The following is a 24,595-nucleotide window of genomic DNA, read 5'->3' as shown; positions in this document are numbered from 1 at the left end:
ACGCATAATAACGATGGCGATGAAAAAGTTGCTCATAGCGTCGCTGCTGTTTAGCAGCGCCACCGTATACGGTGCTGAAGGGTTCGTCGTGAAGGACATTCATTTCGAAGGCCTACAGCGAGTCGCCGTTGGTGCGGCTCTCCTCAGTATGCCGGTGCGCACAGGCGACACGGTTAATGATGAAGATATCAGTAATACCATTCGTGCTCTGTTTGCCACCGGTAACTTTGAGGATGTCCGCGTCCTGCGCGATGGTGATACCCTTCTGGTTCAGGTAAAAGAACGTCCGACAATTGCCAGCATCACTTTCTCCGGTAACAAATCGGTAAAAGATGACATGCTGAAGCAAAACCTCGAGGCGTCTGGCGTGCGTGTTGGCGAGTCTCTCGATCGCACCACGATTGCCGATATCGAAAAAGGCCTGGAAGATTTCTACTATAGCGTCGGTAAGTACAGCGCCAGTGTGAAAGCGGTGGTGACGCCGTTGCCGCGTAACCGCGTTGACCTCAAACTGGTGTTCCAGGAAGGTGTCTCGGCGAAGATCCAACAGATAAATATCGTCGGTAACCATGCCTTTACAACCGACGAGTTGATCTCTCACTTCCAACTGCGCGACGAAGTGCCGTGGTGGAACGTGGTGGGCGATCGTAAATACCAGAAACAGAAACTGGCGGGCGACCTTGAAACCCTGCGTAGTTACTATCTGGATCGCGGCTATGCTCGTTTCAATATCGACTCTACGCAGGTCAGCCTGACGCCGGATAAGAAAGGTATCTATATCACCGTCAACATCACAGAAGGCGAGCAGTACAAGCTTTCTGGGGTACAGATGAGTGGTAACCTGGCCGGACACTCTGCCGAAATTGAGACCCTGACGAAAATCGAACCGGGTGAACTCTATAACGGCACCAAAGTGACCAAAATGGAAGATGATATCAAGAAGCTTCTGGGGCGCTATGGTTATGCCTACCCGCGCGTACAGTCGCAGCCTGAAATCAACGATGCTGACAAGACGGTTAAATTGCGTGTAAACGTGGATGCGGGTAACCGTTTCTACGTGCGTAAGATCCGCTTTGAAGGTAACGATACCTCTAAAGACTCCGTCCTGCGTCGTGAAATGCGCCAGATGGAAGGAGCCTGGCTGGGTAGCGATCTGGTCGATCAGGGTAAAGAGCGTCTGAACCGTCTGGGCTATTTCGAAACCGTCGACACAGATACTCAGCGTATTCCGGGCAGCCCTGATCAGGTTGATGTGGTCTACAAGGTGAAAGAACGTAACACCGGTAGCTTTAACTTCGGCGTCGGTTACGGTACCGAGAGCGGCGTGAGCTTCCAGGCGGGCGTTCAGCAGGATAACTGGTTAGGCACCGGGTATTCTGTCGGTATTAACGGCACCAAGAACGATTACCAGACCTATACTGAATTGTCTGTGACCAACCCGTACTTCACCGTGGATGGTGTGAGCCTTGGCGGCCGCGTCTTCTATAACGACTTTGAAGCGGATGATGCAGACCTGTCTGACTATACCAACAAAAGTTACGGTACAGACGTCACGTTAGGTTTCCCGGTCAACGAATACAACACGCTGCGTGCGGGCTTAGGTTATGTACATAACAAACTGTCCAACATGCAGCCGCAGGTAGCGATGGACCGTTATCTTGAGTCAATGGGTGAAAGTAATACCAACAGCTTTGCCGCTGATGATTTCACCTTTAACTATGGTTGGACGTACAACAAGCTGGACCGTGGGTACTTCCCTACCGAAGGCTCGCGTGTCAACCTGAATGGTAAGGTTACTATTCCTGGCTCGGATAACGAATACTACAAAGCGACGTTGGATACCGCGACCTATGTGCCGATCGATGACGACCATAAATGGGTTGTTCTGGGTCGTACCAAGTTGGGTTACGGAGACGGTATTGGCAGTAAAGAGATGCCGTTCTACGAGAACTTCTATGCAGGCGGTTCGAGCACCGTGCGTGGTTTCCAGTCGAATACCATCGGTCCGAAAGCGATCTATAAATCCGGGGCTTACGCCGGAGATCCTGGTGACTACGAAGAGTGTACTAACACTGACGGTAAAGACTGTAAATCAGATGATGCAGTCGGTGGTAACGCCATGGCTGTCGCCAGCCTGGAATTTATTACCCCAACGCCGTTTATTAGCGACAAGTATGCCAACTCGGTCCGTACGTCCTTCTTCTGGGATATGGGTACCGTTTGGGATACAAACTGGCAGGATACTGCCGACACCCGAGCTATCGGTGTGCCAGATTACAGCGATCCGAGCAATATCCGTATGTCTGCGGGTATCGCGTTACAATGGATGTCCCCATTGGGGCCGTTGGTCTTCTCCTACGCCCAGCCGTTCAAAAAGTACGATGGAGACAAAGCAGAGCAGTTCCAGTTTAACATTGGTAAAACCTGGTAACTGTTCTGCGCAAAGGAATGTAGTGGTAGTGTAGCGATGACTTTAGACGATCCTGAATGGGGTCGCCTGGCCACGCAAAGAACTGTACCTTCGGGTGCAAATGGGATGGTAAGGAGTTTATTGTGAAAAAGTGGTTATTAGCTGCAGGTCTCGGTTTAGCGATGGCAACGTCCGCACAGGCTGCTGACAAAATTGCAATCGTCAATATGGGTAGCCTGTTCCAACAGGTTGCACAGAAGACTGGTGTATCCAGCACGCTGGAAAACGAGTTCAAAGGCCGCGCCAGCGAACTGCAGCGCATGGAATCCGATCTGCAATCTAAAATGCAGCGTCTGCAATCCATGAAAGCAGGTAGCGATCGTACTAAGCTGGAAAAAGACGTTATGGCTCAGCGCCAGACTTTCTCTCAGAAAGCGCAAGCTTTTGAGCAGGATCGTGCACGTCGTTCCAACGAAGAACGTGGCAAACTGGTTACGCGTATCCAGACAGCCGTGAAATCTGTCGCTAGCAGCCAGAGCATCGATCTGGTCGTTGACGCAAACACCGTTGCTTACAACAGCAGCGATGTTAAAGACATCACCGCTGACGTACTGAAACAGGTTAAATAAGTAATGCCTTCAATTCGACTGGCTGATTTAGCAGAGCAGTTGGATGCAGAATTACACGGTGATGGCGATATCGTCATCACCGGCGTAGCGTCCATGCAATCTGCGCAAACTGGCAATATTACGTTCATGGTGAATCCTAAGTACCGTGAGCATTTAAGCCTGTGCCAGGCTTCTGCTGTTGTGATGACGCAGGACGATCTTCCTTTTGCTAAGAGTGCTGCGCTGGTAGTGAAGAACCCCTACCTGACCTATGCACGAATGGCGCAAATTTTAGATACCACGCCTCAACCGGCACAGAACATTGCACCCAGTGCAGTGATTGATGCGACGGCAAAGCTGGGTAGCAATGTCTCTCTTGGCGCAAATGCGGTCATCGAGTCTGGCGTAGAACTGGGCGATAACGTGGTTATCGGCGCAGGCTGTTTCGTCGGAAAAAACACAAAAATCGGCGCAGGTTCACGCTTGTGGGCGAATGTGACGATTTATCACGATATCCAGATCGGTAAACATTGCCTGATCCAGTCCAGCACCGTTGTCGGATCAGACGGCTTTGGCTATGCGAACGATCGTGGTAATTGGGTGAAGATCCCACAGCTTGGTCGCGTAATTATTGGCGACCGTGTCGAGATCGGCGCTTGCACGACCATCGATCGTGGCGCTCTGGACGATACCGTGATCGGCAATGGTGTTATCATTGATAACCAGTGCCAGATTGCGCATAACGTTGTGATTGGCGACAATACGGCGGTAGCCGGTGGCGTCATTATGGCGGGCAGCCTGAAGATTGGCCGTTACTGCATGATTGGCGGCGCCAGTGTGATCAATGGGCATATGGAAATATGCGACAAAGTCACGGTCACTGGTATGGGTATGGTGATGCGTCCTATCACCGAACCAGGCGTCTATTCCTCAGGCATTCCGCTACAGCCCAACAAGGTATGGCGTAAAACAGCTGCACTGGTGATGAATATTGATGATATGAGCAAGCGCCTCAAAGCGATTGAGCGCAAGGTTAATCAACAAGACTAAAGCACCTTTTTTGCACGTCTGACTTTTCGGCCTGTCCCATTCATACGATTGCGACAGGCCGTGTTATTATTGCCTTTTAGTATATTTTGACAGGAAGAGTATTTTGACTACTAACACTCATACTCTGCAAATTGAAGAGATTTTAGAACTTCTGCCGCACCGTTTTCCGTTTTTGCTGGTTGATCGTGTGCTGGATTTTGAAGAAGGTCGTTTTCTGCGCGCAGTGAAAAATGTATCCGTTAACGAGCCTTTCTTCCAGGGCCACTTCCCGGGTAAACCGATTTTCCCTGGCGTGCTGATTCTGGAAGCAATGGCCCAGGCAACGGGTATTCTGGCGTTTAAAAGCGTAGGAAAACTGGAGCCAGGCGAGCTGTATTATTTCGCTGGTATCGATGAAGCACGCTTCAAGCGTCCTGTCGTACCTGGCGATCAGATGATCATGGAAGTCACTTTCGAGAAAACGCGCCGTGGCCTGACCCGTTTTAAAGGGGTTGCACTGGTTGACGGTAAAGTTGTGTGCGAAGCAACGATGATGTGTGCCCGTAGCCGGGAGGCCTAATACGTGATTGATAAATCCGCCTTTATTCACCCGACCGCCATTGTGGAAGAGGGCGCCAGTATTGGTGCCAATGCCCACATTGGACCTTTTTGTATTGTTGGACCCCACGTTGAAATTGGTGAGGGTACCGTACTGAAGTCTCATGTTGTCGTTAATGGCCATACTAAAATTGGTCGCGATAACGAGATCTATCAGTTTGCCTCCATCGGCGAAGTAAACCAGGATCTGAAGTATGCTGGTGAACCGACCCGCGTGGAAATTGGCGATCGCAACCGCATCCGCGAAAGCGTCACCATTCATCGTGGCACAGTGCAAGGCGGTGGGTTGACGAAGGTGGGCAGCGATAACTTACTGATGATCAACGCGCACGTTGCGCATGATTGTACGATTGGTAATCGCTGTATTCTGGCGAATAACGCCACGCTTGCCGGACACGTTTCGTTGGATGATTTCGTTATCATCGGCGGGATGACGGCAGTGCATCAGTTCTGCATCATCGGCGCACATGTGATGGTTGGTGGTTGTTCTGGTGTTGCTCAGGACGTTCCACCGTACGTTATCGCCCAAGGTAATCATGCCACGCCATTTGGCGTCAACATCGAAGGTCTGAAGCGTCGCGGGTTCACCCGTGAAGCGATTACCGCGATCCGTAACGCCTATAAAGCGTTGTATCGCAGTGGTAAAACTCTGGAAGAAGTGAAGCCGGAAATCGCCGAGCTGGCGAAGCAGTACCCGGATGTTCAGGCTTTCAGTGATTTCTTTGAACGCTCAACGCGTGGCCTGATTCGTTAATGACTGAGCAGCGTCCATTAACGATTGCCCTCGTCGCCGGAGAAACCTCCGGCGATATTCTTGGTGCAGGATTAATTCGCGCACTCAAGGCGCGTGTACCCAATGCCCGTTTTGTTGGCGTGGCAGGTCCGCTGATGCAGGCCGAAGGCTGTGAAGCCTGGTACGAAATGGAAGAGTTGGCGGTGATGGGCATTGTTGAAGTGCTCGGACGCCTGCGCCGTTTACTGCATATTCGCGCCGATCTGACTCGTCGTTTTACCGATCTCAAGCCGGACGTTTTCGTTGGCATTGATGCACCTGATTTTAATATTACCCTTGAAGGGAACTTGAAAAAACAGGGCATTAAAACCATTCATTACGTCAGCCCTTCCGTATGGGCATGGCGACAGAAACGTGTTTTCAAAATAGGCAGATCCACCAATATGGTGCTGGCCTTTCTGCCTTTCGAAAAAGCGTTTTATGACAAATTTAATGTCCCGTGCCGCTTTATCGGCCACACCATGGCGGACGCCATGCCGTTGGATCCGGATAAAAACGCGGCTCGCGACGTGCTGGGTATTCCCCATGATGCGCACTGCCTGGCACTATTGCCAGGAAGCCGGGGCGCTGAAGTGGAGATGCTTAGCGCTGATTTTCTGAAAACAGCACAGTTGCTACGCCAGCAGTATCCCGATCTCGAAGTGGTCGTGCCGCTGGTGAATGCCAAACGACGAGAACAGTTTGAGCGCATTAAAGCTGAGGTAGCACCGGAACTTTCCGTACATCTGCTTGATGGGATGGGACGCGAAGCGATGGTTGCCAGCGATGCAGCGCTGCTGGCTTCAGGCACGGCAGCGCTGGAGTGTATGTTGGCGAAGTGCCCGATGGTTGTCGGCTACCGTATGAAACCCTTCACGTTCTGGCTGGCGAAACGTCTGGTGAAAACCGATTATGTTTCGTTGCCGAACCTGCTGGCGGGAAGAGAATTAGTCAAAGAGCTGTTGCAGGATGAATGCGAACCGCAGGCGTTGGCGAAAGCGCTGCAGCCGTTGCTGGCGAATGGCAAAACCAGCCATGCGATGCACGATACGTTCCGCGACCTGCACCAGCAGATCCGTTGTAATGCCGATGAGCAGGCGGCGGATGCAGTCCTGGAGTTAGCACAATGATTGAATTTGTTTATCCACATACGCATTTAGTGGCGGGTGTGGATGAAGTAGGACGAGGCCCTTTGGTCGGGGCTGTGGTGACAGCTGCTGTTATTCTTGATCCAGCGCGTCCGATAGTCGGTCTGAACGACTCCAAAAAACTCTCTGAAAAGCGTCGTCTGGCGCTTTACGATGAAATCAAAGAAAAAGCGTTAAGCTGGAGCCTGGGACGGGCGGAAACGCATGAAATCGACGAGCTGAATATTCTGCATGCCACCATGCTGGCCATGCAGCGCGCGGTGGCCGGTTTGCACATTACACCTGAATACGTGCTGATTGACGGTAATCGTTGCCCGGTATTGCCGATGCCGTCGATGGCGGTGGTGAAAGGAGACAGTCGCGTGGCGGAAATCAGCGCAGCGTCTATTTTGGCGAAAGTCACCCGCGATGCGGAGATGGCGACGCTGGATACGGTTTTCCCGCAGTACGGCTTTGCGCAGCACAAAGGCTACCCAACTGCTTTTCATCTGGCGGCGCTTATAGAGCATGGCGCGACAGAACACCACCGTCGCAGCTTTGGCCCTGTTAAACGCGCACTGGGACTCACGTCCTGATTCTTGTGGCAAGAATAAGTAAACCGGAATCTGAAGATGTCTGAACCACGTTTCGTCCACCTGCGGGTGCACAGCGACTACTCCATGATTGATGGGTTGGCAAAAACGGGGCCGCTGGTGAAAAAGGCGGCCGCGTTGGGCATGCCTGCACTGGCGATCACCGATTTTACCAACCTGTGTGGTCTGGTGAAGTTTTACGGAGCGGGTCACGGTGCGGGCATTAAACCGATTGTTGGTGCTGATTTTCATGTCCGTAGCGAGCAGTTTGGCGACGAGTTGACGCAACTAACGGTGCTGGCGGCCAATAATACGGGCTATCAGAATCTGACGTTGTTGATATCAAAAGCCTATCAACGTGGCTATGGATCCGAAGGACCGGTCATCGACAGAGACTGGTTGCTTGATTTAAAAGAAGGCTTAATTTTACTTTCCGGTGGTCGCATGGGCGACGTCGGACGGAGCTTGCTACGCGGTAACAGCGCGCTGGTTGATGAGTGCGTCACATTTTATGAAGAACATTTCCCCGATTGTTATTTTCTGGAACTGATCCGTACCGGCAGGCAGGACGAAGAGAATTATTTGCATGCCGCAGTGGCGCTGGCCGAAACGCGGGGTCTGCCGGTGGTGGCGACCAACGATGTTCGCTTCCTTGAAACCGGAGATTTTGACGCGCATGAGATCCGCGTGGCGATCCATGATGGTTTCACACTCGATGATCCGAAACGTCCGCGCAACTATTCGCCGCAGCAGTATATGCGCAGCGAAGAAGAGATGTGCGAGCTGTTTTCCGACATTCCGGAAGCGCTGCAAAATACCGTCGAGATAGCCAAGCGCTGTAACGTGACGGTGCGTCTGGGTGAATACTTCCTGCCGCAGTTCCCGACCGGAGATATGACCACCGAAGACTATCTGGTTAAAAAATCGAAAGAAGGTCTGGAAGAGCGTCTGGCGTTTTTGTTCCCGGATGAAGCTGAACGCAAAGAGAAGCGCCCACCTTACGACGAACGCCTGGACATTGAACTTCAGGTTATCAACCAGATGGGGTTCCCGGGCTACTTCCTGATCGTCATGGAGTTTATCCAGTGGTCGAAAGACAACGGCGTGCCGGTCGGACCTGGCCGTGGTTCCGGTGCCGGCTCGCTGGTGGCCTATGCGCTAAAAATTACCGATCTTGATCCGCTGGAATTTGACCTGCTGTTCGAACGTTTCCTTAACCCGGAACGTGTCTCGATGCCTGACTTCGACGTTGACTTCTGTATGGAGAAACGCGACCAGGTGATTGAACATGTGGCGGAAATGTATGGTCGTGACGCGGTATCACAGATTATTACCTTCGGTACGATGGCAGCAAAAGCGGTTATCCGCGACGTGGGCCGCGTACTGGGGCATCCGTACGGGTTTGTCGACAGGATTTCTAAACTGGTGCCACCCGATCCGGGGATGACGCTGGCAAAAGCCTTTGAGGCAGAGCCGCAGCTGCCAGAAATCTACGAAGCGGACGAAGAGGTCAGGGCGCTGATCGACATGGCGCGTAAGCTGGAAGGCGTCACGCGTAACGCCGGTAAGCATGCGGGCGGCGTGGTTATTGCGCCCACTAAAATTACCGACTTTGCTCCGCTCTATTGTGATGAAGAAGGTCTTCATCCTGTCACTCAGTTTGATAAAAACGACGTGGAATACGCCGGGCTGGTGAAGTTTGACTTCCTGGGTCTGCGTACGCTGACGATAATTGACTGGGCGCTGAAAATGATCAACCCGCGTCGGGCCAAGCAGGGACTGGAGCCGATTGATATCGCCGCCATCCCGCTCGACGATAAAAAATGTTTTGATATGCTGCAGCGCTCGGAGACAACCGCCGTCTTCCAGCTTGAATCCCGCGGCATGAAGGATCTGATCAAACGCCTGCAGCCTGACTGCTTCGAAGATATGATAGCCCTGGTGGCGTTGTTCCGCCCAGGCCCACTGCAGTCGGGAATGGTAGATAACTTTATCGACCGTAAGCACGGGCGAGAAGAGATATCCTACCCGGATGTACAATGGCAGCATGAGTGCCTGAAACCTGTTCTGGAGCCGACGTACGGCATTATCCTGTATCAGGAACAGGTCATGCAGATTGCCCAGGAGCTGTCTGGTTATACTCTTGGCGGCGCGGATATGCTGCGCCGTGCGATGGGTAAGAAAAAGCCGGAAGAAATGGCCAAGCAGCGCGGCACCTTTGAAGAAGGGGCGAGAAAGCGCGGCGTAGACGGTGAACTGGCGATCAAAATCTTTGACCTGGTGGAGAAATTCGCCGGGTACGGGTTTAACAAATCGCACTCCGCAGCCTATGCGCTGGTGTCTTACCAGACGCTATGGTTGAAAACGCATTACCCCGCCGAGTTTATGGCCGCGGTAATGACCGCCGATATGGATAACACTGAGAAAGTGGTCGGACTGGTGGATGAATGCTGGCGTATGGGGCTGAAAATCCTGCCGCCGGATATCAACTCCGGGCTGTATCATTTCCACGTAAATGATGATGGCGAGATTGTGTATGGCATCGGCGCGATAAAAGGCGTGGGTGAAGGTCCCATTGAAGCTATTATTGAAGCGCGTAACAAAGGTGGCTATTTCCGCGAGCTGTTCGATCTCTGTGCCCGTACGGATATCAAAAAGCTAAACCGCCGGGTGCTGGAAAAACTGATCATGTCCGGGGCGTTTGACCGCCTTGGCCCGCATCGCGCCGCACTGATGAATTCGCTGAACGACGCGCTTAAAGCCGCCGATCAGCACGCAAAAGCCGAAGCCATCGGTCAGGCCGATATGTTTGGCGTTCTGGCCGAAGAGCCGGAACAAATTGAACAATCCTATGCCAACTGCACGCCGTGGCCGGAGCAGGTGGTATTAGATGGTGAGCGTGAAACGTTAGGGCTTTACCTGACGGGACACCCCATCAACCAGTATTTAAAAGAAATTGAGCGCTATGTCGGAGGCCACAGGCTGAAAGACATGCATCCGACAGAACGTGGTAAAGTTACCACGGCTGCGGGGCTCGTCATTGCTGCGCGGGTAATGGTCACCAAGCGCGGCAATCGTATCGGCATCTGCACGCTGGATGACCGTTCCGGGCGTCTGGAAGTGATGTTATTTACCGATGCCCTGGATAAATACCAGCATTTGCTGGAAAAAGACCGCATACTTATCGTCAGCGGACAGGTCAGCTTTGATGACTTCAGCGGTGGGCTTAAAATGATGGCCCGTGAAGTCATGGATATTGACGAAGCCCGGGAAAAATACGCTCGCGGGCTTGCTATCTCGCTGACGGACAGGCAAATTGATGACCAGCTTTTAAACCGACTCCGTCAGTCTCTGGAACCCCACCGCTCGGGGACAATTCCAGTACATCTCTACTATCAGAGGGCGGATGCACGTGCGCGGTTGCGTTTTGGCGCAACGTGGCGTGTCTCTCCGAGCGATCGTTTACTGAACGATCTCCGTGGCCTTATTGGTTCGGAGCAGGTGGAACTGGAGTTTGACTAATACAGGAATACTATGAGTCTGAATTTCCTTGATTTTGAACAGCCGATTGCAGAGCTGGAAGCAAAAATCGATTCTCTGACTGCGGTGAGCCGTCAGGATGAGAAACTGGATATTAACATCGATGAAGAAGTGCATCGCCTGCGTGAAAAAAGCGTAGAACTGACGCGCAAAATCTTTGCCGATCTTGGCGCATGGCAGGTAGCCCAGCTGGCTCGCCATCCACAGCGTCCGTACACCCTGGATTACGTCCGCCTGGCGTTTGATGAATTTGATGAGCTGGCGGGCGATCGTGCCTATGCGGATGATAAAGCTATCGTCGGCGGCATCGCGCGTCTTGATGGTCGTCCAGTGATGATCATTGGTCATCAGAAAGGCCGCGAGACCAAAGAAAAAATTCGTCGTAACTTCGGCATGCCAGCACCGGAAGGCTATCGCAAAGCGCTGCGCCTGATGGAAATGGCCGAGCGTTTCAAGATGCCGATCATTACCTTCATTGACACCCCTGGGGCTTATCCGGGCGTGGGCGCGGAAGAACGCGGTCAGTCTGAAGCGATTGCGCGTAACCTGCGTGAAATGTCACGTCTGAGCGTACCGGTTATCTGCACCGTTATCGGCGAAGGTGGCTCCGGTGGCGCGCTGGCGATCGGCGTGGGCGATAAAGTGAATATGCTGCAATACAGCACCTATTCTGTTATCTCCCCGGAAGGCTGTGCATCCATTCTGTGGAAAAGCGCAGACAAAGCGCCGTTGGCGGCAGAAGCGATGGGCATTATTGCCCCGCGTCTGAAAGAGCTGAAGCTGATCGATTCTATCGTACCGGAACCGCTGGGCGGGGCGCATCGTAATCCAGAAGTCATGGCTGCGTCGCTGAAAGCACAGCTGCTGGCCGATCTGGCCGATCTCGATGTGTTAAGTACGGAAGAGCTGAAAAATCGCCGTTACCAGCGACTGATGAGCTACGGTTACGCGTAAACTGCATATATTCTGAAAAGGGCCACAACGCTGTGGCCCTTTTTTTTACCTGCGGTTTGACCAGGCTATGATTAACTAAGGTTTTTCCAGGAGGAACGCATGAATATCATTGCCATCATGGGACCGCATGGCGTCTTTTATAAAGATGAGCCCATCAAGGAACTTGAACGTGCACTACTGCAGCAGGGATTTCAGATTATCTGGCCGCAGAATAGCGTCGACCTGCTGAAATTTATTGAGCATAACCCGCGAATTTGCGGCGTCATTTTTGACTGGGATGAGTACAGCCTGGAGCTGTGTAGCGATATCAACCAGCTTAACGAATACCTGCCGCTTTACGCCTTTATCAATACCCATTCGACGATGGATGTCAGCGCACACGACCTGCGCATGGCGCTGTGGTTTTTCGAGTATGCTCTAGGCCAGTCTGACGATATTGCCACCCGAATTCGCCAGTACACCAATGAATACCTCGATAACATCACTCCGCCGTTTACCAAGGCGTTGTTCACCTACGTGAAAGAAGGGAAGTATACCTTCTGTACGCCGGGGCACATGGCGGGGACGGCATACCAAAAGAGTCCAGTGGGCTGCCTGTTCTATGACTTTTTTGGCGGCAATACGCTCAAGGCCGACGTCTCCATTTCCGTGACCGAACTGGGGTCGCTGCTGGACCATACTGGCCCGCACCTGGAGGCCGAAGAATATATCGCCCGCACCTTTGGGGCAGAGCAGAGCTATATGGTGACGAATGGCACCTCGACGTCGAATAAAATTGTCGGTATGTATGCAGCCCCGACCGGAAGTACGTTACTGATCGATCGTAACTGTCATAAATCACTGGCGCATTTGCTGATGATGAGCGACGTGGTACCCATCTGGCTGAAGCCCACGCGTAATGCGCTGGGTATTCTTGGCGGCATACCTAAACGTGAATTTACCCGTGAGAGTATTGAGCGCAAAGTCGGAGGGACCGCCCAGGCCCAGTGGCCAGTACATGCGGTGATCACCAACTCTACCTACGACGGTCTGCTGTATAACACCAACTGGATCAAACAGACGTTGGACGTGCCGTCTATTCACTTTGACTCGGCCTGGGTGCCATACACTCATTTTCACCCGATCTATCAGGGGAAAAGCGGCATGAGCGGCGAACGAGTACCTGGTAAGGTTATCTTTGAAACCCAGTCGACCCACAAGATGCTGGCGGCGCTGTCGCAGGCCTCTCTGATCCACATTAAAGGTGACTACGATGAAGAGACCTTTAATGAAGCCTTTATGATGCATACCTCGACGTCGCCGAGCTACCCGATTGTCGCGTCAATAGAAACGGCGGCGGCAATGCTGCGCGGCAACTCAGGCAAGCGCTTAATCAATCGCTCCGTTGAGCGTGCGCTGCATTTTCGCAAAGAAGTACAGCGACTGCGGGAAGAATCGGACGGCTGGTTCTTTGATATCTGGCAGCCGGAAAAGGTGGATGAAGCGGAGTGCTGGCCCGTTGCGCCGGGTGAAGACTGGCATGGGTTTACCGATGCCGACGCCGACCACATGTTCCTCGACCCGGTGAAAGTGACTATTCTGACACCGGGGATGGATGAACAGGGAAACATGAGTGACGAAGGGATCCCGGCGGCGCTGGTGGCGAAGTTCCTCGACGAACGCGGTGTCGTGGTGGAGAAAACGGGTCCGTATAATCTGTTATTTTTGTTCAGCATTGGTATTGATAAAACCCGGGCGATGGGGTTGCTGCGCGGGCTGACAGAGTTCAAACGTTCGTACGATCTGAATTTGCGTGTGAAGAATATGCTGCCAGATTTGTATGCTGAAGATCCGGATTTCTATCGCAATATGCGTATTCAGGATCTGGCACAGGGGATCCACAATCTGATCCGCCAACACGATCTCTCCGGGCTAATGCTACGGGCATTTGACACCCTACCGGAAATGAAAATGACGCCACATCAGGCCTGGCAGCGGCAGATCAAAGGCGAGGTGGAGACGGTGACGCTTGACCAACTGGTGGGGCGCATTTCTGCAAATATGATCCTGCCTTATCCTCCCGGCGTACCGTTGCTGATGCCGGGGGAAATGATCACCGAAGACAGCCGGGCGGTGCTCGATTTCCTGTTGATGCTGTGTTCTGTCGGCCATCATTATCCCGGATTCGACACGGATATTCATGGCGCTAAACTGGGTGAGGACGGCGTGTACCGTGTGAGAGTCCTAAAAATGGCATCGCAGCTTGCCTGAACCGGCCGCGGACGAGTAACGTGCGAAAAGAAAACTAAAGAGGCTAAGACGCTATGCTGGGATTAAAACAGGTTCACCATATTGCCATTATTGCGACGGACTACGCGGTGAGTAAGGCATTTTACTGCGACGTGCTGGGCTTTACGCTGATGAGCGAGGTCTACCGGGAAGAGCGCGACTCCTGGAAAGGCGATCTGGCGCTGAACGGGCAGTACGTGATTGAGCTTTTTTCTTTTCCATTTCCACCTTGCCGTCCCAGCCGACCGGAAGCCTGCGGGTTACGCCATCTGGCGTTCAGCGTGGATGATGTGGAAAAGGCGATAGCCCATCTGGAAAATCATAATGTGAAATGTGAGGCAGTACGTGTCGACCCCTTTACCGGCAAACGCTTTACTTTTTTCAACGATCCGGATGGATTACCGCTTGAATTATACGAGCAGTAAGGCTTGTCATTGTAACGGTAGCCCGGTAACGTGCCGGGCAATACCCTGGTAAGTACTCATCATGACGACACTCACACTAAACACTTCACTTCTGACATCTCCCCATATCCTGGCGGCCTTTAGCGGTGGCCTCGACTCGACCGTGCTGTTGCACCAACTGGTGCTGTGGCGAAAACAACACCCCGACGTCGTGCTACGCGCTATCCACATCCACCATGGATTGAGTCCGCACGCAGACGAATGGGTGACGCACTGCGAATCGGTTTGTGCACAATGGCAGGTGCCGCTGGTGGTTGAACGGGTGCATCTTCAGGATGACGGGCTGGGGATAGAGGCGCAGGCCCGGCGGGCGCGCTATCAGGCTTTTGCCCGGACGCTGCTGCCGGGTGAAGTGCTGATGACCGCCCAGCATCTTGATGACCAGTGTGAAACCTTTTTGCTGGCGCTCAAACGCGGCAGCGGCCCGGCCGGGCTTTCTGCAATGGGGGAAAGTTCACCGTTTGCTGGGACCCAGCTTATTCGCCCGCTATTGGCGCAAACGCGTGACGCGCTTGAACGCTGGGCGTTGGAGCATGGACTACGCTGGATTGAAGATGAAAGTAATCAGGATGATGCCTACGATCGCAATTTTCTGCGGCTACGTATAATCCCGCGACTGCAACAGCGCTGGCCGCACTTTGCTGAAGCGGCGGCCCGCAGTGCGGTGCTGTGTGCCGAGCAGGAACGTTTGTTGGATGAGTTACTTGCCAATGATTTAGCGGAGTGTGTCACCGAGCAGGACACCCTTTTAGTTGAGCCATTAATGACGATGAGTGATGTACGACGTGCAGCGCTGCTTCGTCGCTGGCTGGCAGGACTGAATGCACCGATGCCATCCCGGGATGCGCTGGCGCGAATCTGGCAGGAAGTGGTGCTGGTGCGGGAAGATGCTGCGCCGTGCTTGTGCGTAGGCGAATATGAAATTCGCCGCTATCAGTCACAGCTGTGGTGGGTGAAATCCGTTACCGGGCAAAGTGAAACTGTCATCCCGTGGTCATGCTGGCAAACACCGCTGACGCTGCCTGCCGGGCTGGGAGAAGTACAGTTACTCCCAACGGGAAAATTACGTATGCCGCACGTGGGTGAACCGGTCAGTATTCGCTTTAAAGCGCCCGGGTTATTACACATTGTCGGGCGTAACGGTGGGCGTAAGCTCAAAAAAATATGGCAGGAGCAGGGAATTCCGCCCTGGCGACGCGATACCACGCCGTTACTGTTTTACGGCGAAACGCTGATTGCGGCAGCCGGTGTCTTTGTTACGCGGGAAGGACTGGCGGAAGGGGAAGAAGGCGTGAATCTGGTATGGCATGCCTGATGGCGCTGCGCTTATCAGGCCTACGTATCGCCTGGAAAGTAGGCCGGATAAGGTGCTTGCACCGCCATCCGGCAACAAAATAATCAGGATTCGCTAACCACCACGGTACCGATTTCCGGGTGGCTGAAGCTGGCAATCTTGTCGAGACGAAGCTCACGTGATTCTCCAGAGACGTCTGCAACCAGATATTCCACATTTTTGCGTGAAACCAGGTCATTGGCTTTCGCCTGCAGCACTTCGCCATCTTTCAGCGCCAGCGTCAGTAATAAATGGTGCTGGCAGGCGAGCTCAAGATTGTCGTAATCATCACAGTTAATGGGTTGATACGTTTCATTCATTGACATAATCGCTCACCAGTAAGTTCGCGGCAGCATAGGCCGCTTTTTCTCTGACCGACTCTGAAAGGGCGCTGTCTTCCGCCACTTCATTCAGCACTTTCAATACGCAACCCAGCGCATCCGGGACATACCCTAAGTCTCCGCTGGCGATTTCCGCGTACCGCTTGCGTATTAACTCACAATATTTTTCCACATGCCCTCCTGTCAGTACTCTGACTTAACCGTGGATGCAAGTCTAAGCCTACGAAGATAAACTCTGTTTAGCAAGGTGACTATACCATAGTCATTCAAGCAATATCAGCGCCTTGATAGAAGAGCTGTTAGCAGCCTTTTGGCGTAGTTTTCGCTACAATGTGCGCCTGATTCGAAAGGAGTTCTCTCATGGCGCTTAAAGCGACAATTTATAAAGCCGTTGTCAACGTGGCGGATCTTGACCGCAACCAGTTTCTTGACGCGGCATTGACGCTGGCGCGTCACCCTTCTGAAACCCAGGAACGCATGATGCTGCGCCTGTTGGCATGGATTAAATATGCCAATGAGCGGTTACAGTTTACGCGGGGCTTGAGCGCAGAAGATGAGCCAGAAGCATGGCTGCGTAACGATCATCTGGGCATTGATTTATGGATTGAGCTTGGCCTGCCGGATGAGCGTCGTATTAAAAAAGCCTGTACCCAGTCTGCGGAGGTGGCCCTGTTTACCTATAACAGTCGGGTGGCGCAAATCTGGTGGCAGCAAAACCAGAACAAGTGCGCACAGTTTAAAAATTTGACTGTCTGGTATCTGGATGACGAACAACTGGCGCAGCTGAGCGACTTTGCCGGGCGTACTATGACGCTGCAGGCGACCATCCAGGATGGGGCCATCTGGTTGTCAGACTCTCAGAACAATCTGGAAATTCATCTGACCGCGTGGCAGCAGCGTTGATGATCGTTCTCTCCCGAAACGTCTCTATCCCTGATAATGAGCTGGAAATCACGGCTATTCGGGCACAGGGTGCGGGTGGGCAGCATGTTAATAAGACCTCGACGGCCATCCATTTGCGCTTTGACATTCGGGCCTCTGGCCTGCCAGAGTATTACAAGGAACGCTTGCTGGCGGCCAGTCATCATCTGATCACTGCCGATGGCGTCATCATCATTAAGGCGCAGGAATATCGCAGTCAGGAACTCAACCGGGAAGCGGCTCTGGCCAGGCTGGTGGCGTTGATTAAAGAATTAACCGCAGTGCAAAAAAGCCGCCAGGCAACGCGTCCTACGCGCGCCTCGAAAGAGCGCCGGTTGTCATCGAAGGCGCAAAAATCCACCGTGAAGGCGCTGCGCGGGAAAGTTCGTCGTTCGCAGGACTGACGAACAGGAATAAAAAAATCATAAGGATTTTATAGTGAAAACAGCAATATTGTCAGTGGTCGCTGTCTGCACGCTCTTTTCCTTGATCGGCTGTAATAATCGTACTGACGTCGAAGCATTGCAGTCGACGCGGGCGGCAGAATTAAAACCGATGCAGCAAAGTTGGCGTGGCATCTTGCCCTGCGCCGACTGCGAAGGGATTGAAACCTCGCTGTTCCTGGAAAAAGACGGGACCTGGGTGATGAACGAACGGTATCAGGGCGTACGGGATGAACCGTCTTCCTTTGCCTCCTATGGCACCTGGGCACGCACGGCGGATAAGCTGGTGTTGACCGACAGCAAAGGTGAGAAGTCTTACTACCGGGCAAAAGGCGAGGCGCTGGAAATGCTCGATCGTGAAGGTAATTCGATCGAATCGCAGTTCAACTATACCCTTGAGCCGGTGTCAGCCAGTTTGCCCGTCACACCAATGCCGATGCGTGGGATGTATTTCTACATGGCGGATGCGGCTGTCTTTACCGACTGTGCGACGGGCAAGCGTATGCCGGTAGCAAATAATGCCCAGCTTGAACGCGGCTATTTAGCTGCTCGCACGGAAACTGGCCAATCGGTCTTGTTGACCCTTGAAGGGCATTTCACGCAGGAGGCGAACCCGGATACGGGCGAGAAGGTGAAAACGCTGATGGCGGATAAAGACGCGAAGTTTATACCCGGTAAAGGGTGTAATTAATCTCTGAAAAAAAGGCCCTGATGATCAGGGCCTTTTGCTGTATTAGCCTTTAATGGCTTTAATCAGATAGTCGACGATGTCGCCGGTTTTAATCAGCTGTTTCTCGCCGTGACGACGGTATTTGTATTCGATATCATCGTTATCGAGGTTACGGTCGCCCAGCACGATGGTGTGCGGAATACCGATCAGTTCCATATCGGCAAACATCACGCCTGGACGCTCTTTACGATCGTCCATCAGCACTTCGATACCCTGCGCACGCAGCTCAGCGTAAAGCTTCTCAGCCAGTTCCTGCACGCGGTAGGATTTGTGCATGTTCATCGGCAGAATCGCCACCTGGAACGGCGCGATAGCATCTGGCCAGACAATGCCGCGATCGTCAAAGTTCTGTTCAATAGCGGCAGCAACAACGCGAGTCACCCCGATACCGTAGCAGCCCATGGTCAGAATCTGGTTACGACCATCCTCGCCCTGAACGGAAGCTTTCATTGCTTCAGAGTACTTGGTACCCAACTGGAAGATGTGACCGACTTCGATACCGCGTTTAATCAGAAGCTGGCCTTTGCCGTCCGGGCTTGGGTCGCCGGCAACGACGTTACGGATGTCAGCCACTTCTGGCGTGGCGACATCACGATCCCAGTTAATACCGAAATAGTGTTTACCGTCGATGTTAGCACCTGCTGCGAAGTCGCTCATGACCGCAACGGTACGATCGATAACTACCGGGATTGGCATGTTCACTGGACCGAGCGAGCCAGGACCTGCTTTGACTACGGCACGAATTTCTTCTTCGGTGGCGAAGGTCAGTGGGCTGGCAACCTGCGGCAGTTTTTCTGCTTTGATTTCGTTCAGTTCGTGATCGCCACGAACCAGCAGCGCAACCAGCGGGTAGCTGCTGCCTTCGACCGCTTTCACCAGCAGCGTTTTAACGGTTTTTTCGATCGGTAGATTGAACTGCTCAACCAGCTCAGCGATGGTTTTCGCGTTTGGCGTATCGACCAGCGTCATTTCCTGCGTGGCGGCACCGCGCGGTTCTTTTGGCGCTACGGCTTCTGCAAATTCGATGTTGGCAGCAAAGTCGGAGCTGTCAGAGAACACCACGTCATCTTCGCCGCTCTGCGCCAGAACCTGGAATTCGTGAGAAGCGCTACCGCCGATAGAACCGGTGTCAGCCTGTACCGCACGGAAATCCAGACCCATACGGCTGAAGATCTTGCTGTACGCGGCATACATTGCGTCGTAGGTTTCTTGCAAAGATTCCTGAGTCGTATGGAAAGAGTACGCATCTTTCATCAGGAATTCACGGGAGCGCATGACGCCGAAACGCGGACGCACTTCGTCACGGAATTTAGTCTGGATCTGGTAGAAGTTCAGCGGCAGCTGTTTGTAGGAGCTGAGCTCGTTACGGATCAGGTCGGTGATCACTTCTTCATGCGTTGGGCCGAGTACGAATGGACGATCGCCGCGGTCAGCAATACGCAGCAGTTCCGGGCCGTACTGTTCCCAACGGCCGCTCTCTTCCCACAGTTCAGAAGGCTGAACTACCGGCATTAACACCTCGATAGCACCGGCGTTGTTCATCTCTTCACGCACGATGTTTTCGACTTTTTTCAGGACGCGCACGCCGGTCGGCAGCCAGGTGTATAACCCGGAGGCCAGCTTGCGAATCATCCCGGCGCGCAGCATCAGCTGGTGGCTGATAACCTCGGCGTCGGCAGGTGTCTCCTTCAGAGTGGAGAGCAGATATTGGCTAGTACGCATGTTGTTACGGTTCCAGTTGAACGATCGAACAGGCTCAACGCGAGCCTGACACAAAAAAAGTGGTTTAGTTTACCAGCGAGAAAGGGATGTCAAAAGAGAAGGGCGCGAAATTACCGGGGTTCGAGCGCAAAGACTTCGAAACCCTCTGCCGTCACGCGCCAGCGCACGTTGAAATCGTGTAGCCAGACGGCGTACGTTTTGCCTGTCTCTTCACCCTTACGATACGCAGGACGCGGGTCCTGTGCCAGCACTTCACCAATAAATGTTTTTAGCAGCGGATAACGTTTTTCCAGCATCAGAAGTTGTTGCTCAACCTCAGGGGTAAAACCGACCGCCATTTCCGCGACTGGCGCATGCTGTGCATAGCTGGCGGTGGCATCGGGTAGTGCTTCAGCAAACGGCAGGTAGGGCTTGATATCGACCACCGGCGTTCCGTCGACCAGATCCAGACTGCCCAGTTGTAGGACAACGTTATCTTTCTGGCAGACAATGCCTTTTAGTTCGACCAGCGACATGCCGACAGGGTTAGGGCGAAAGGTCGAACGTGTGGCAAAGACGCCCATTCTGGCGTTGCCACCAAGTCGAGGAGGGCGCACGGTTGGCCGCCATCCACCTTCCATTGTCTGGTGAAAAACAAATATCACCCACAAATGGCTGAACGCTTCCAGGCCGCGAACGGCATCGGCCTGGTTATACGGTGCGAGCAAATGCAGTTCGCCGCTGGCACTTTCCACCAGACCAGGCTGGCGTGGAACGGCGAATTTTTCTTTATAGGGAGAGCGTATAACGCCTATTTGCTCGAACTGAAAGTGGCTCATTTCGTCGAAATATTCAGTGCAGAACCAATGCAAACCGCCTGACGATAGCAACCCGGTGTTCCGCTGGTCACTTCGCAACTGTGCAGCAATACCGCATTCGCTTTCATTTTAGAGGCATTAATCTGCATGCGTTTGCGTGCGGTTGGAATGCTTGGAGGAGAATCCTGGTTTGATGCCTGGCAGGATTCACCGCTGACTTCACCCAGATCGCGGAATGGTTTACCGACCAGATCTTCAGCGTTGGTGATAATTCTTACCGGTGTGGCACGCGGTGCTTTTGGTTTTTCTGGCTCCACTTTCGGCGGGGTCGTAGTGCTTTGAACGGGTTCAACAGGGGATCTGCTTAACATAGAACAGCCGCTCAACATGAGTGCTACTAAACAGATCGGTAAAGCACGCATAATATTTCCTCAATGAATGATCTAAACGTCAGATATTGAATCAGGTGCTTGCATAAATGACAAGACGGGCAAGCGCCCGTCCTGATGATATTACAGATTCTGGAAACAGCCTAAAATTACCAGCCCTTAACAGCGCCGCCATTGAAGACTTTGTTTGCCGCTTCGTAAACTTCGTCAGACTGATACGCCTCAACGAATTTCTTCACATTCTCAGCATCTTTATTGTCTTCGCGAGTTACGATCAGGTTTACGTACGGGGAGTCTTTATCTTCAACAAAGATACCGTCTTTTGCCGGGGTCAGGCCGATCTGGCTGGCGTAGGTGGTATTGATAACCGCCAGCGCGATCTGTGCGTCGTCCAGTGAACGCGGCAGCTGTGGTGCTTCCAACTCGACCAGCTTCAGGTTTTTCGGGTTTTCAACCACATCCAGCGCGGTTGGCAGCAGGCCAACGCCGTCTTTCAGTTTGATCAGGCCCACTTTCTGCAGCAGCAGCAGGGAACGGCCGAGGTTAGTCGGGTCGTTTGGAATCGCTACCTGAGAACCGTCCTGCAGTTCATCCAGTGATTTGATTTTTTTGGAATAGCCAGCAATGGGGTAGACGAACGTATTGCCTGCAGCAACCAGTTTGTAACCGCGATCTTTGATCTGCTGATCCAGGTATGGTTTGTGCTGGAAGGCATTGGCATCGATATCGCCTTTGCTCAGCGCTTCGTTAGGCAGGACGTAATCGTTGAACGTGACCAGTTCAACGTCCAGACCGTATTTTTCTTTCGCCACTTTCTGAGCGACTTCGGCAACCTGCTGCTCTGCGCCAACAATAACGCCCACTTTGATGTGGTTTGGATCTTTTTCATCCTGACCGCAACCCACAAGTGCCAGAGAACCGATCAGGGCTCCAACTGCCGCAAAGGTTTTGAATTTGAACGCCATGCTTATTTCCTTTTCTTAATGAGTTTTTCTGTGTTGTGTAACGTTACTTGTGCGTGACCGCCCGGACGATGCGATCGCCGGATAACTGAATTAAATAAACCAGAACGACAAGTAATACCAGTACTGTATTCATCACGGTAGCGTTGTATCCAATGTAACCGTATTGATAGCCAATCTGCCCAAGACCGCCCGCACCGACGGCCCCGCCCATTGCTGAGTAACCGACCAGGGTAATCAGCGTGATCGTTGCCGCATTCACCAGGCCTGGCAACGCTTCTGGTAGTAACACTTTACGCACGATCTGTAACGGCGTAGCGCCCATCGCTCTTGAGGCTTCAATCAGCCCGGTCGGGATTTCCAGCAGCGCGTTTTCTACCATTCGGGCAATAAACGGTGCGGCACCCACGGTCAGCGGGACGATAGCCGCCTGTAAACCGATCGAGGTGCCGACAATCATGCGGGTAAATGGAATCATCCATACCAGCAGTATAATGAATGGGATGGAGCGGAAAATATTGACCAGCGCTGACAGCGTACGATAGAGCTTCGCGTTCTCGATGATTTGCCCCGGACGCGTGACGTACAGCAGTACGCCGACGGGCAGGCCAATCACAAAGCCAAAAAAACCGGACACAAAGGTCATTGCCAGCGTTTCCCATACGCCGCGAACTAGCAGCCACATCATTGGCTCAGACATAACCCAGTACCTCTACTTTTACATGGTGTTCCTGCAGCCAGTTGATGGCCGCTTGTGTATCTTCTTGTGCGCCGTGCATTTCAGTCAGCATGATGCCGAACTTGACGCCACCGGCGTAATCCATCTGCGCACTGATAATGTTGTTGTTCACATTAAAGCGGCGAGCAATTTCGGAAAGCAGTGGGGCATCGACAGAGTGGCCGGTAAACTCCATACGCAGCATCGGGACGCTATCGGCTTCTGGTTCTGCTTTTAAACGTTCCTGATAATCTTCTGGAATATCCAGATGCAGCGTGGATTGAATGAATTTCTGCGCCAGCGGCGTTTTCGGATGTGAAAACACTTCGCTCACCGTGTCTTGCTCGATCAATTCACCGTTACTGATAACCGCCACGCAGTCACAAATACGTTTTACGACGTCCATCTCATGGGTAATCAGCAGGATGGTTAACCCAAGACGGCGGTTAATGTCTTTCAGTAATTCCAGAATCGAACGGGTCGTTGCCGGATCGAGTGCGCTGGTGGCCTCATCGCACAGCAATACCTTCGGTTGGCTTGCCAGAGCACGGGCAATGGCGACACGCTGTTTCTGGCCGCCTGAAAGGTTGGCGGCATAGCTGTCGTGCTTATCGCCAAGGCCCACTAAATCCAGCAGCTCGGTAACGCGACGTTTGATCTCTTCTTTTGGGGTGTTGTCCAGCTCCAGTGGAAGCGCGACGTTACCAAATACCGTGCGGGAAGACAGCAGGTTAAAGTGCTGGAAAATCATGCCGATTTGACGGCGAGCTTTGGTCAGCTCGGATTCAGAAAGCGTAGTGAGCTCCTGACCGCCGACCTGTACACTGCCCTCGGTTGGGCGTTCAAGTAAGTTAACGCAGCGGATGAGCGTACTTTTACCGGCACCTGAGGCGCCAATAACGCCATAAATCTGTCCGGCAGGAACATGCAGGCTGACATTGTTCAGTGCCTGAATGGTGCGCGTCCCCTGCTGGAACACTTTGGTGATATTCGAAAGTTTAATCATGGATTATTTATTATCGTAATTAAGTTAGCCGTGGCATTTTCGTCTGTCTGGTACGGTCGACGTCGTTAATAAGATGGATGTTAAGGCATCCAGACGTCTAAATCAATCTGGCTTTGCACGATGAGCACTTTCTTGCCTGCCGAAACATGCGATACTAGAGCAACATGCCTTATTCAGGAGCTATAAAAGGTGGCAAAGTCTGTACCTGCAATTTTTCTCGACCGTGACGGCACCATTAATGTGGACCACGGTTACGTACATGAGATCGACGAGTTCGAGTTCATCGACGGCGTTATTGATGCCATGCGTGAACTTAAAGAGATGGGCTATGCACTTATCGTCGTGACTAACCAGTCGGGTATTGCCCGCGGTAAATTTACTGAAGCGCAGTTCGAAACGCTGACGGAGTGGATGGACTGGTCGCTGGCCGATCGTGATGTTGATCTGGATGGCATCTACTATTGTCCTCACCACCCGCAGGGAACAGTAGAAGAGTACCGCCAGGTTTGCGACTGTCGTAAACCGCATCCAGGAATGCTTCTCTCTGCGCAAGAGTTCCTGCACATCGATATGGCGGCTTCCTATATGGTGGGCGATAAAATAGAAGATATGCAGGCGGCAGCAGCAGCTAACGTTGGGACCAAAGTATTGGTGCGCACGGGTAAGCCTGTCACGCCAGAAGCAGAAAATGCGGCTGATTTAGTGATAAATAGCCTGGCTGACCTGCCATTGGCGATAAAAAAGCAGCAAAAGTAATCGTTATGGATAAAAGGTGAGCGGTTGAAACAAAAATGCATTTTTCCGCTTGTCTTCCTGAGTCGACTCCCTATAATGCGCCTCCATCGACACG

Annotated in this window: 24 protein-coding genes; 16 read left to right on the top strand and 8 right to left on the bottom strand. The window is 52.7% G+C overall.

The annotated features are described in order from the left end of the window. Nucleotides 1–13 precede the first annotated feature (13 nt). From bamA to tilS, 12 genes are all read left to right on the top strand, one after another. Nucleotides 14–2,431 carry an outer membrane protein assembly factor BamA gene (bamA, locus tag FDW98_RS05800; RefSeq protein ID WP_137398780.1) on the top strand — a complete coding sequence of 806 codons (2,418 nt, stop codon included), beginning with the start codon at nucleotides 14–16 and terminating at the stop codon, nucleotides 2,429–2,431. Nucleotides 2,432–2,553: 122 nt separating this feature from the next. Beyond that, nucleotides 2,554–3,039 carry a molecular chaperone Skp gene (gene skp / locus FDW98_RS05795; protein WP_096758233.1) on the top strand — a complete coding sequence of 162 codons (486 nt, stop codon included), beginning with the start codon at nucleotides 2,554–2,556 and terminating at the stop codon, nucleotides 3,037–3,039. A 3-nt stretch (nucleotides 3,040–3,042) separates the two neighbouring features. Next, a complete protein-coding gene (gene lpxD, locus FDW98_RS05790; RefSeq protein ID WP_096758232.1) occupies nucleotides 3,043–4,068 on the top strand; it encodes a UDP-3-O-(3-hydroxymyristoyl)glucosamine N-acyltransferase in 1,026 nt (341 codons plus the stop codon). 103 nt (nucleotides 4,069–4,171) lie between these two features. Then, the gene (fabZ, locus tag FDW98_RS05785; protein WP_000210739.1) at nucleotides 4,172–4,627 is read left to right on the top strand and encodes a 3-hydroxyacyl-ACP dehydratase FabZ; all 456 of its coding nucleotides are present in this window, start codon (nucleotides 4,172–4,174) and stop codon (nucleotides 4,625–4,627) included. Between the two features lie 3 nt (nucleotides 4,628–4,630). After that, the gene (gene lpxA, locus FDW98_RS05780; protein WP_096758231.1) at nucleotides 4,631–5,419 is read left to right on the top strand and encodes an acyl-ACP--UDP-N-acetylglucosamine O-acyltransferase; all 789 of its coding nucleotides are present in this window, start codon (nucleotides 4,631–4,633) and stop codon (nucleotides 5,417–5,419) included. Next, a complete protein-coding gene (lpxB, locus tag FDW98_RS05775; protein ID WP_096758230.1) occupies nucleotides 5,419–6,567 on the top strand; it encodes a lipid-A-disaccharide synthase in 1,149 nt (382 codons plus the stop codon). The genes lpxA and lpxB overlap by 1 nt, the downstream gene beginning before the upstream one ends. Then, nucleotides 6,564–7,160: a ribonuclease HII gene (gene rnhB / locus FDW98_RS05770; protein WP_096758229.1), complete on the top strand. Its 597-nt coding sequence runs from the start codon at nucleotides 6,564–6,566 to the stop codon at nucleotides 7,158–7,160. The genes lpxB and rnhB overlap by 4 nt, the downstream gene beginning before the upstream one ends. 36 nt (nucleotides 7,161–7,196) lie before the next feature. After that, nucleotides 7,197–10,679 carry a DNA polymerase III subunit alpha gene (gene dnaE / locus FDW98_RS05765; RefSeq protein ID WP_096758228.1) on the top strand — a complete coding sequence of 1,161 codons (3,483 nt, stop codon included), beginning with the start codon at nucleotides 7,197–7,199 and terminating at the stop codon, nucleotides 10,677–10,679. 12 nt (nucleotides 10,680–10,691) lie between these two features. Beyond that, a complete protein-coding gene (gene accA, locus FDW98_RS05760) occupies nucleotides 10,692–11,651 on the top strand; it encodes an acetyl-CoA carboxylase carboxyl transferase subunit alpha (protein WP_096758227.1) in 960 nt (319 codons plus the stop codon). Between the two features lie 99 nt (nucleotides 11,652–11,750). Further along, the gene (gene ldcC / locus FDW98_RS05755; RefSeq protein ID WP_096758226.1) at nucleotides 11,751–13,901 is read left to right on the top strand and encodes a lysine decarboxylase LdcC; all 2,151 of its coding nucleotides are present in this window, start codon (nucleotides 11,751–11,753) and stop codon (nucleotides 13,899–13,901) included. Nucleotides 13,902–13,954: 53 nt separating this feature from the next. Continuing rightward, on the top strand, nucleotides 13,955–14,344 hold the full coding sequence (locus tag FDW98_RS05750; protein ID WP_096758225.1) for a VOC family protein: 390 nt from the start codon (nucleotides 13,955–13,957) through the stop codon (nucleotides 14,342–14,344). Nucleotides 14,345–14,405: 61 nt separating this feature from the next. Then, nucleotides 14,406–15,698, top strand: coding sequence for a tRNA lysidine(34) synthetase TilS (gene tilS / locus FDW98_RS05745; RefSeq protein WP_096758224.1), 1,293 nt, complete (start codon nucleotides 14,406–14,408; stop codon nucleotides 15,696–15,698). Between the two features lie 83 nt (nucleotides 15,699–15,781). On the opposite strand, the gene rof is transcribed toward tilS, so the two are convergent. Together rof and FDW98_RS05730 are read right to left on the bottom strand one after the other, a co-directional pair. Continuing rightward, the gene (gene rof / locus FDW98_RS05735) at nucleotides 15,782–16,042 is read right to left on the bottom strand and encodes a Rho-binding antiterminator (RefSeq protein WP_096758223.1); all 261 of its coding nucleotides are present in this window, start codon (nucleotides 16,040–16,042) and stop codon (nucleotides 15,782–15,784) included. Continuing rightward, on the bottom strand, nucleotides 16,029–16,229 hold the full coding sequence (locus FDW98_RS05730; protein ID WP_096758222.1) for a YaeP family protein: 201 nt from the start codon (nucleotides 16,227–16,229) through the stop codon (nucleotides 16,029–16,031). The genes rof and FDW98_RS05730 overlap by 14 nt, the downstream gene beginning before the upstream one ends. A gap of 188 nt (nucleotides 16,230–16,417) precedes the next feature. Between FDW98_RS05730 and FDW98_RS05725 the strand changes: the two genes are divergently transcribed. Genes FDW98_RS05725 through nlpE form a run of 3 tightly spaced genes read left to right on the top strand, consistent with a single transcriptional unit; the run spans nucleotide 16,418 to nucleotide 18,112 of the window. After that, nucleotides 16,418–16,960, top strand: a complete 543-nt coding sequence (locus FDW98_RS05725) for a YaeQ family protein (RefSeq protein WP_137398779.1) — start codon at nucleotides 16,418–16,420, stop codon at nucleotides 16,958–16,960. Then, a complete protein-coding gene (gene arfB, locus FDW98_RS05720; protein WP_096758220.1) occupies nucleotides 16,960–17,382 on the top strand; it encodes an alternative ribosome rescue aminoacyl-tRNA hydrolase ArfB in 423 nt (140 codons plus the stop codon). The genes FDW98_RS05725 and arfB overlap by 1 nt, the downstream gene beginning before the upstream one ends. Nucleotides 17,383–17,413: 31 nt before the next feature. Then, entirely contained in the window at nucleotides 17,414–18,112 is a 699-nt protein-coding gene (gene nlpE, locus FDW98_RS05715; protein ID WP_096758219.1) for an envelope stress response activation lipoprotein NlpE, read from the top strand. Between the two features lie 42 nt (nucleotides 18,113–18,154). On the opposite strand, the gene proS is transcribed toward nlpE, so the two are convergent. The 6 genes from proS to metN form a co-directional block, all read right to left on the bottom strand. Then, entirely contained in the window at nucleotides 18,155–19,873 is a 1,719-nt protein-coding gene (proS, locus tag FDW98_RS05710; protein WP_096758218.1) for a proline--tRNA ligase, read from the bottom strand. 110 nt (nucleotides 19,874–19,983) lie between these two features. Next, nucleotides 19,984–20,691, bottom strand: a complete 708-nt coding sequence (gene tsaA / locus FDW98_RS05705) for a tRNA (N6-threonylcarbamoyladenosine(37)-N6)-methyltransferase TrmO (protein ID WP_096758217.1) — start codon at nucleotides 20,689–20,691, stop codon at nucleotides 19,984–19,986. Then, the gene (rcsF, locus tag FDW98_RS05700) at nucleotides 20,688–21,092 is read right to left on the bottom strand and encodes an Rcs stress response system protein RcsF (protein WP_096758216.1); all 405 of its coding nucleotides are present in this window, start codon (nucleotides 21,090–21,092) and stop codon (nucleotides 20,688–20,690) included. The genes tsaA and rcsF overlap by 4 nt, the downstream gene beginning before the upstream one ends. 116 nt (nucleotides 21,093–21,208) lie before the next feature. Beyond that, nucleotides 21,209–22,024, bottom strand: a complete 816-nt coding sequence (gene metQ, locus FDW98_RS05695; protein WP_096758215.1) for a methionine ABC transporter substrate-binding lipoprotein MetQ — start codon at nucleotides 22,022–22,024, stop codon at nucleotides 21,209–21,211. Between the two features lie 43 nt (nucleotides 22,025–22,067). Next, on the bottom strand, nucleotides 22,068–22,721 hold the full coding sequence (locus tag FDW98_RS05690) for a methionine ABC transporter permease MetI (protein WP_003018471.1): 654 nt from the start codon (nucleotides 22,719–22,721) through the stop codon (nucleotides 22,068–22,070). Beyond that, complete coding sequence (metN, locus tag FDW98_RS05685) at nucleotides 22,714–23,745, bottom strand: methionine ABC transporter ATP-binding protein MetN (RefSeq protein ID WP_096758214.1); 1,032 nt, start codon at nucleotides 23,743–23,745, stop codon at nucleotides 22,714–22,716. Before metN ends, FDW98_RS05690 begins: the two co-directional genes overlap by 8 nt. A 189-nt stretch (nucleotides 23,746–23,934) precedes the next feature. Between metN and gmhB the strand changes: the two genes are divergently transcribed. Further along, nucleotides 23,935–24,501 (top strand): D-glycero-beta-D-manno-heptose 1,7-bisphosphate 7-phosphatase, encoded by a 567-nt coding sequence (gene gmhB, locus FDW98_RS05680; RefSeq protein ID WP_096758213.1) that lies wholly within the window; start codon nucleotides 23,935–23,937, stop codon nucleotides 24,499–24,501. Nucleotides 24,502–24,595 lie beyond the last annotated feature (94 nt).

Source organism: Citrobacter sp. wls711 (genome assembly GCF_005281055.1).
GTDB classification, from domain to species: Bacteria; Pseudomonadota; Gammaproteobacteria; order Enterobacterales; family Enterobacteriaceae; genus Citrobacter; species Citrobacter gillenii.
Note: the sequence above shows the minus strand (reverse complement) of the source record. Positions and strands in the feature narration are given on the sequence as shown.

What these genes read in the sequence shown, in the direction of transcription:
- bamA (WP_137398780.1), top strand. Translation starts at nt 14, where the DNA reads ATGGCGATGAAAAAGTTGCTCATAGCGTCGCTGCTGTTTAGCAGCGCC.
- lpxD (WP_096758232.1), top strand. Translation starts at nt 3,043, where the DNA reads ATGCCTTCAATTCGACTGGCTGATTTAGCAGAGCAGTTGGATGCAGAA.
- lpxB (WP_096758230.1), top strand. Translation starts at nt 5,419, where the DNA reads ATGACTGAGCAGCGTCCATTAACGATTGCCCTCGTCGCCGGAGAAACC.
- rnhB (WP_096758229.1), top strand. Translation starts at nt 6,564, where the DNA reads ATGATTGAATTTGTTTATCCACATACGCATTTAGTGGCGGGTGTGGAT.
- dnaE (WP_096758228.1), top strand. Translation starts at nt 7,197, where the DNA reads ATGTCTGAACCACGTTTCGTCCACCTGCGGGTGCACAGCGACTACTCC.
- accA (WP_096758227.1), top strand. Translation starts at nt 10,692, where the DNA reads ATGAGTCTGAATTTCCTTGATTTTGAACAGCCGATTGCAGAGCTGGAA.
- ldcC (WP_096758226.1), top strand. Translation starts at nt 11,751, where the DNA reads ATGAATATCATTGCCATCATGGGACCGCATGGCGTCTTTTATAAAGAT.
- FDW98_RS05750 (WP_096758225.1), top strand. Translation starts at nt 13,955, where the DNA reads ATGCTGGGATTAAAACAGGTTCACCATATTGCCATTATTGCGACGGAC.
- tilS (WP_096758224.1), top strand. Translation starts at nt 14,406, where the DNA reads ATGACGACACTCACACTAAACACTTCACTTCTGACATCTCCCCATATC.
- rof (WP_096758223.1), bottom strand. Translation starts at nt 16,042, where the DNA reads ATGTCAATGAATGAAACGTATCAACCCATTAACTGTGATGATTACGAC.
- FDW98_RS05725 (WP_137398779.1), top strand. Translation starts at nt 16,418, where the DNA reads ATGGCGCTTAAAGCGACAATTTATAAAGCCGTTGTCAACGTGGCGGAT.
- arfB (WP_096758220.1), top strand. Translation starts at nt 16,960, where the DNA reads ATGATCGTTCTCTCCCGAAACGTCTCTATCCCTGATAATGAGCTGGAA.
- proS (WP_096758218.1), bottom strand. Translation starts at nt 19,873, where the DNA reads ATGCGTACTAGCCAATATCTGCTCTCCACTCTGAAGGAGACACCTGCC.
- tsaA (WP_096758217.1), bottom strand. Translation starts at nt 20,691, where the DNA reads ATGAGCCACTTTCAGTTCGAGCAAATAGGCGTTATACGCTCTCCCTAT.
- rcsF (WP_096758216.1), bottom strand. Translation starts at nt 21,092, where the DNA reads ATGCGTGCTTTACCGATCTGTTTAGTAGCACTCATGTTGAGCGGCTGT.
- metQ (WP_096758215.1), bottom strand. Translation starts at nt 22,024, where the DNA reads ATGGCGTTCAAATTCAAAACCTTTGCGGCAGTTGGAGCCCTGATCGGT.
- FDW98_RS05690 (WP_003018471.1), bottom strand. Translation starts at nt 22,721, where the DNA reads ATGTCTGAGCCAATGATGTGGCTGCTAGTTCGCGGCGTATGGGAAACG.
- metN (WP_096758214.1), bottom strand. Translation starts at nt 23,745, where the DNA reads ATGATTAAACTTTCGAATATCACCAAAGTGTTCCAGCAGGGGACGCGC.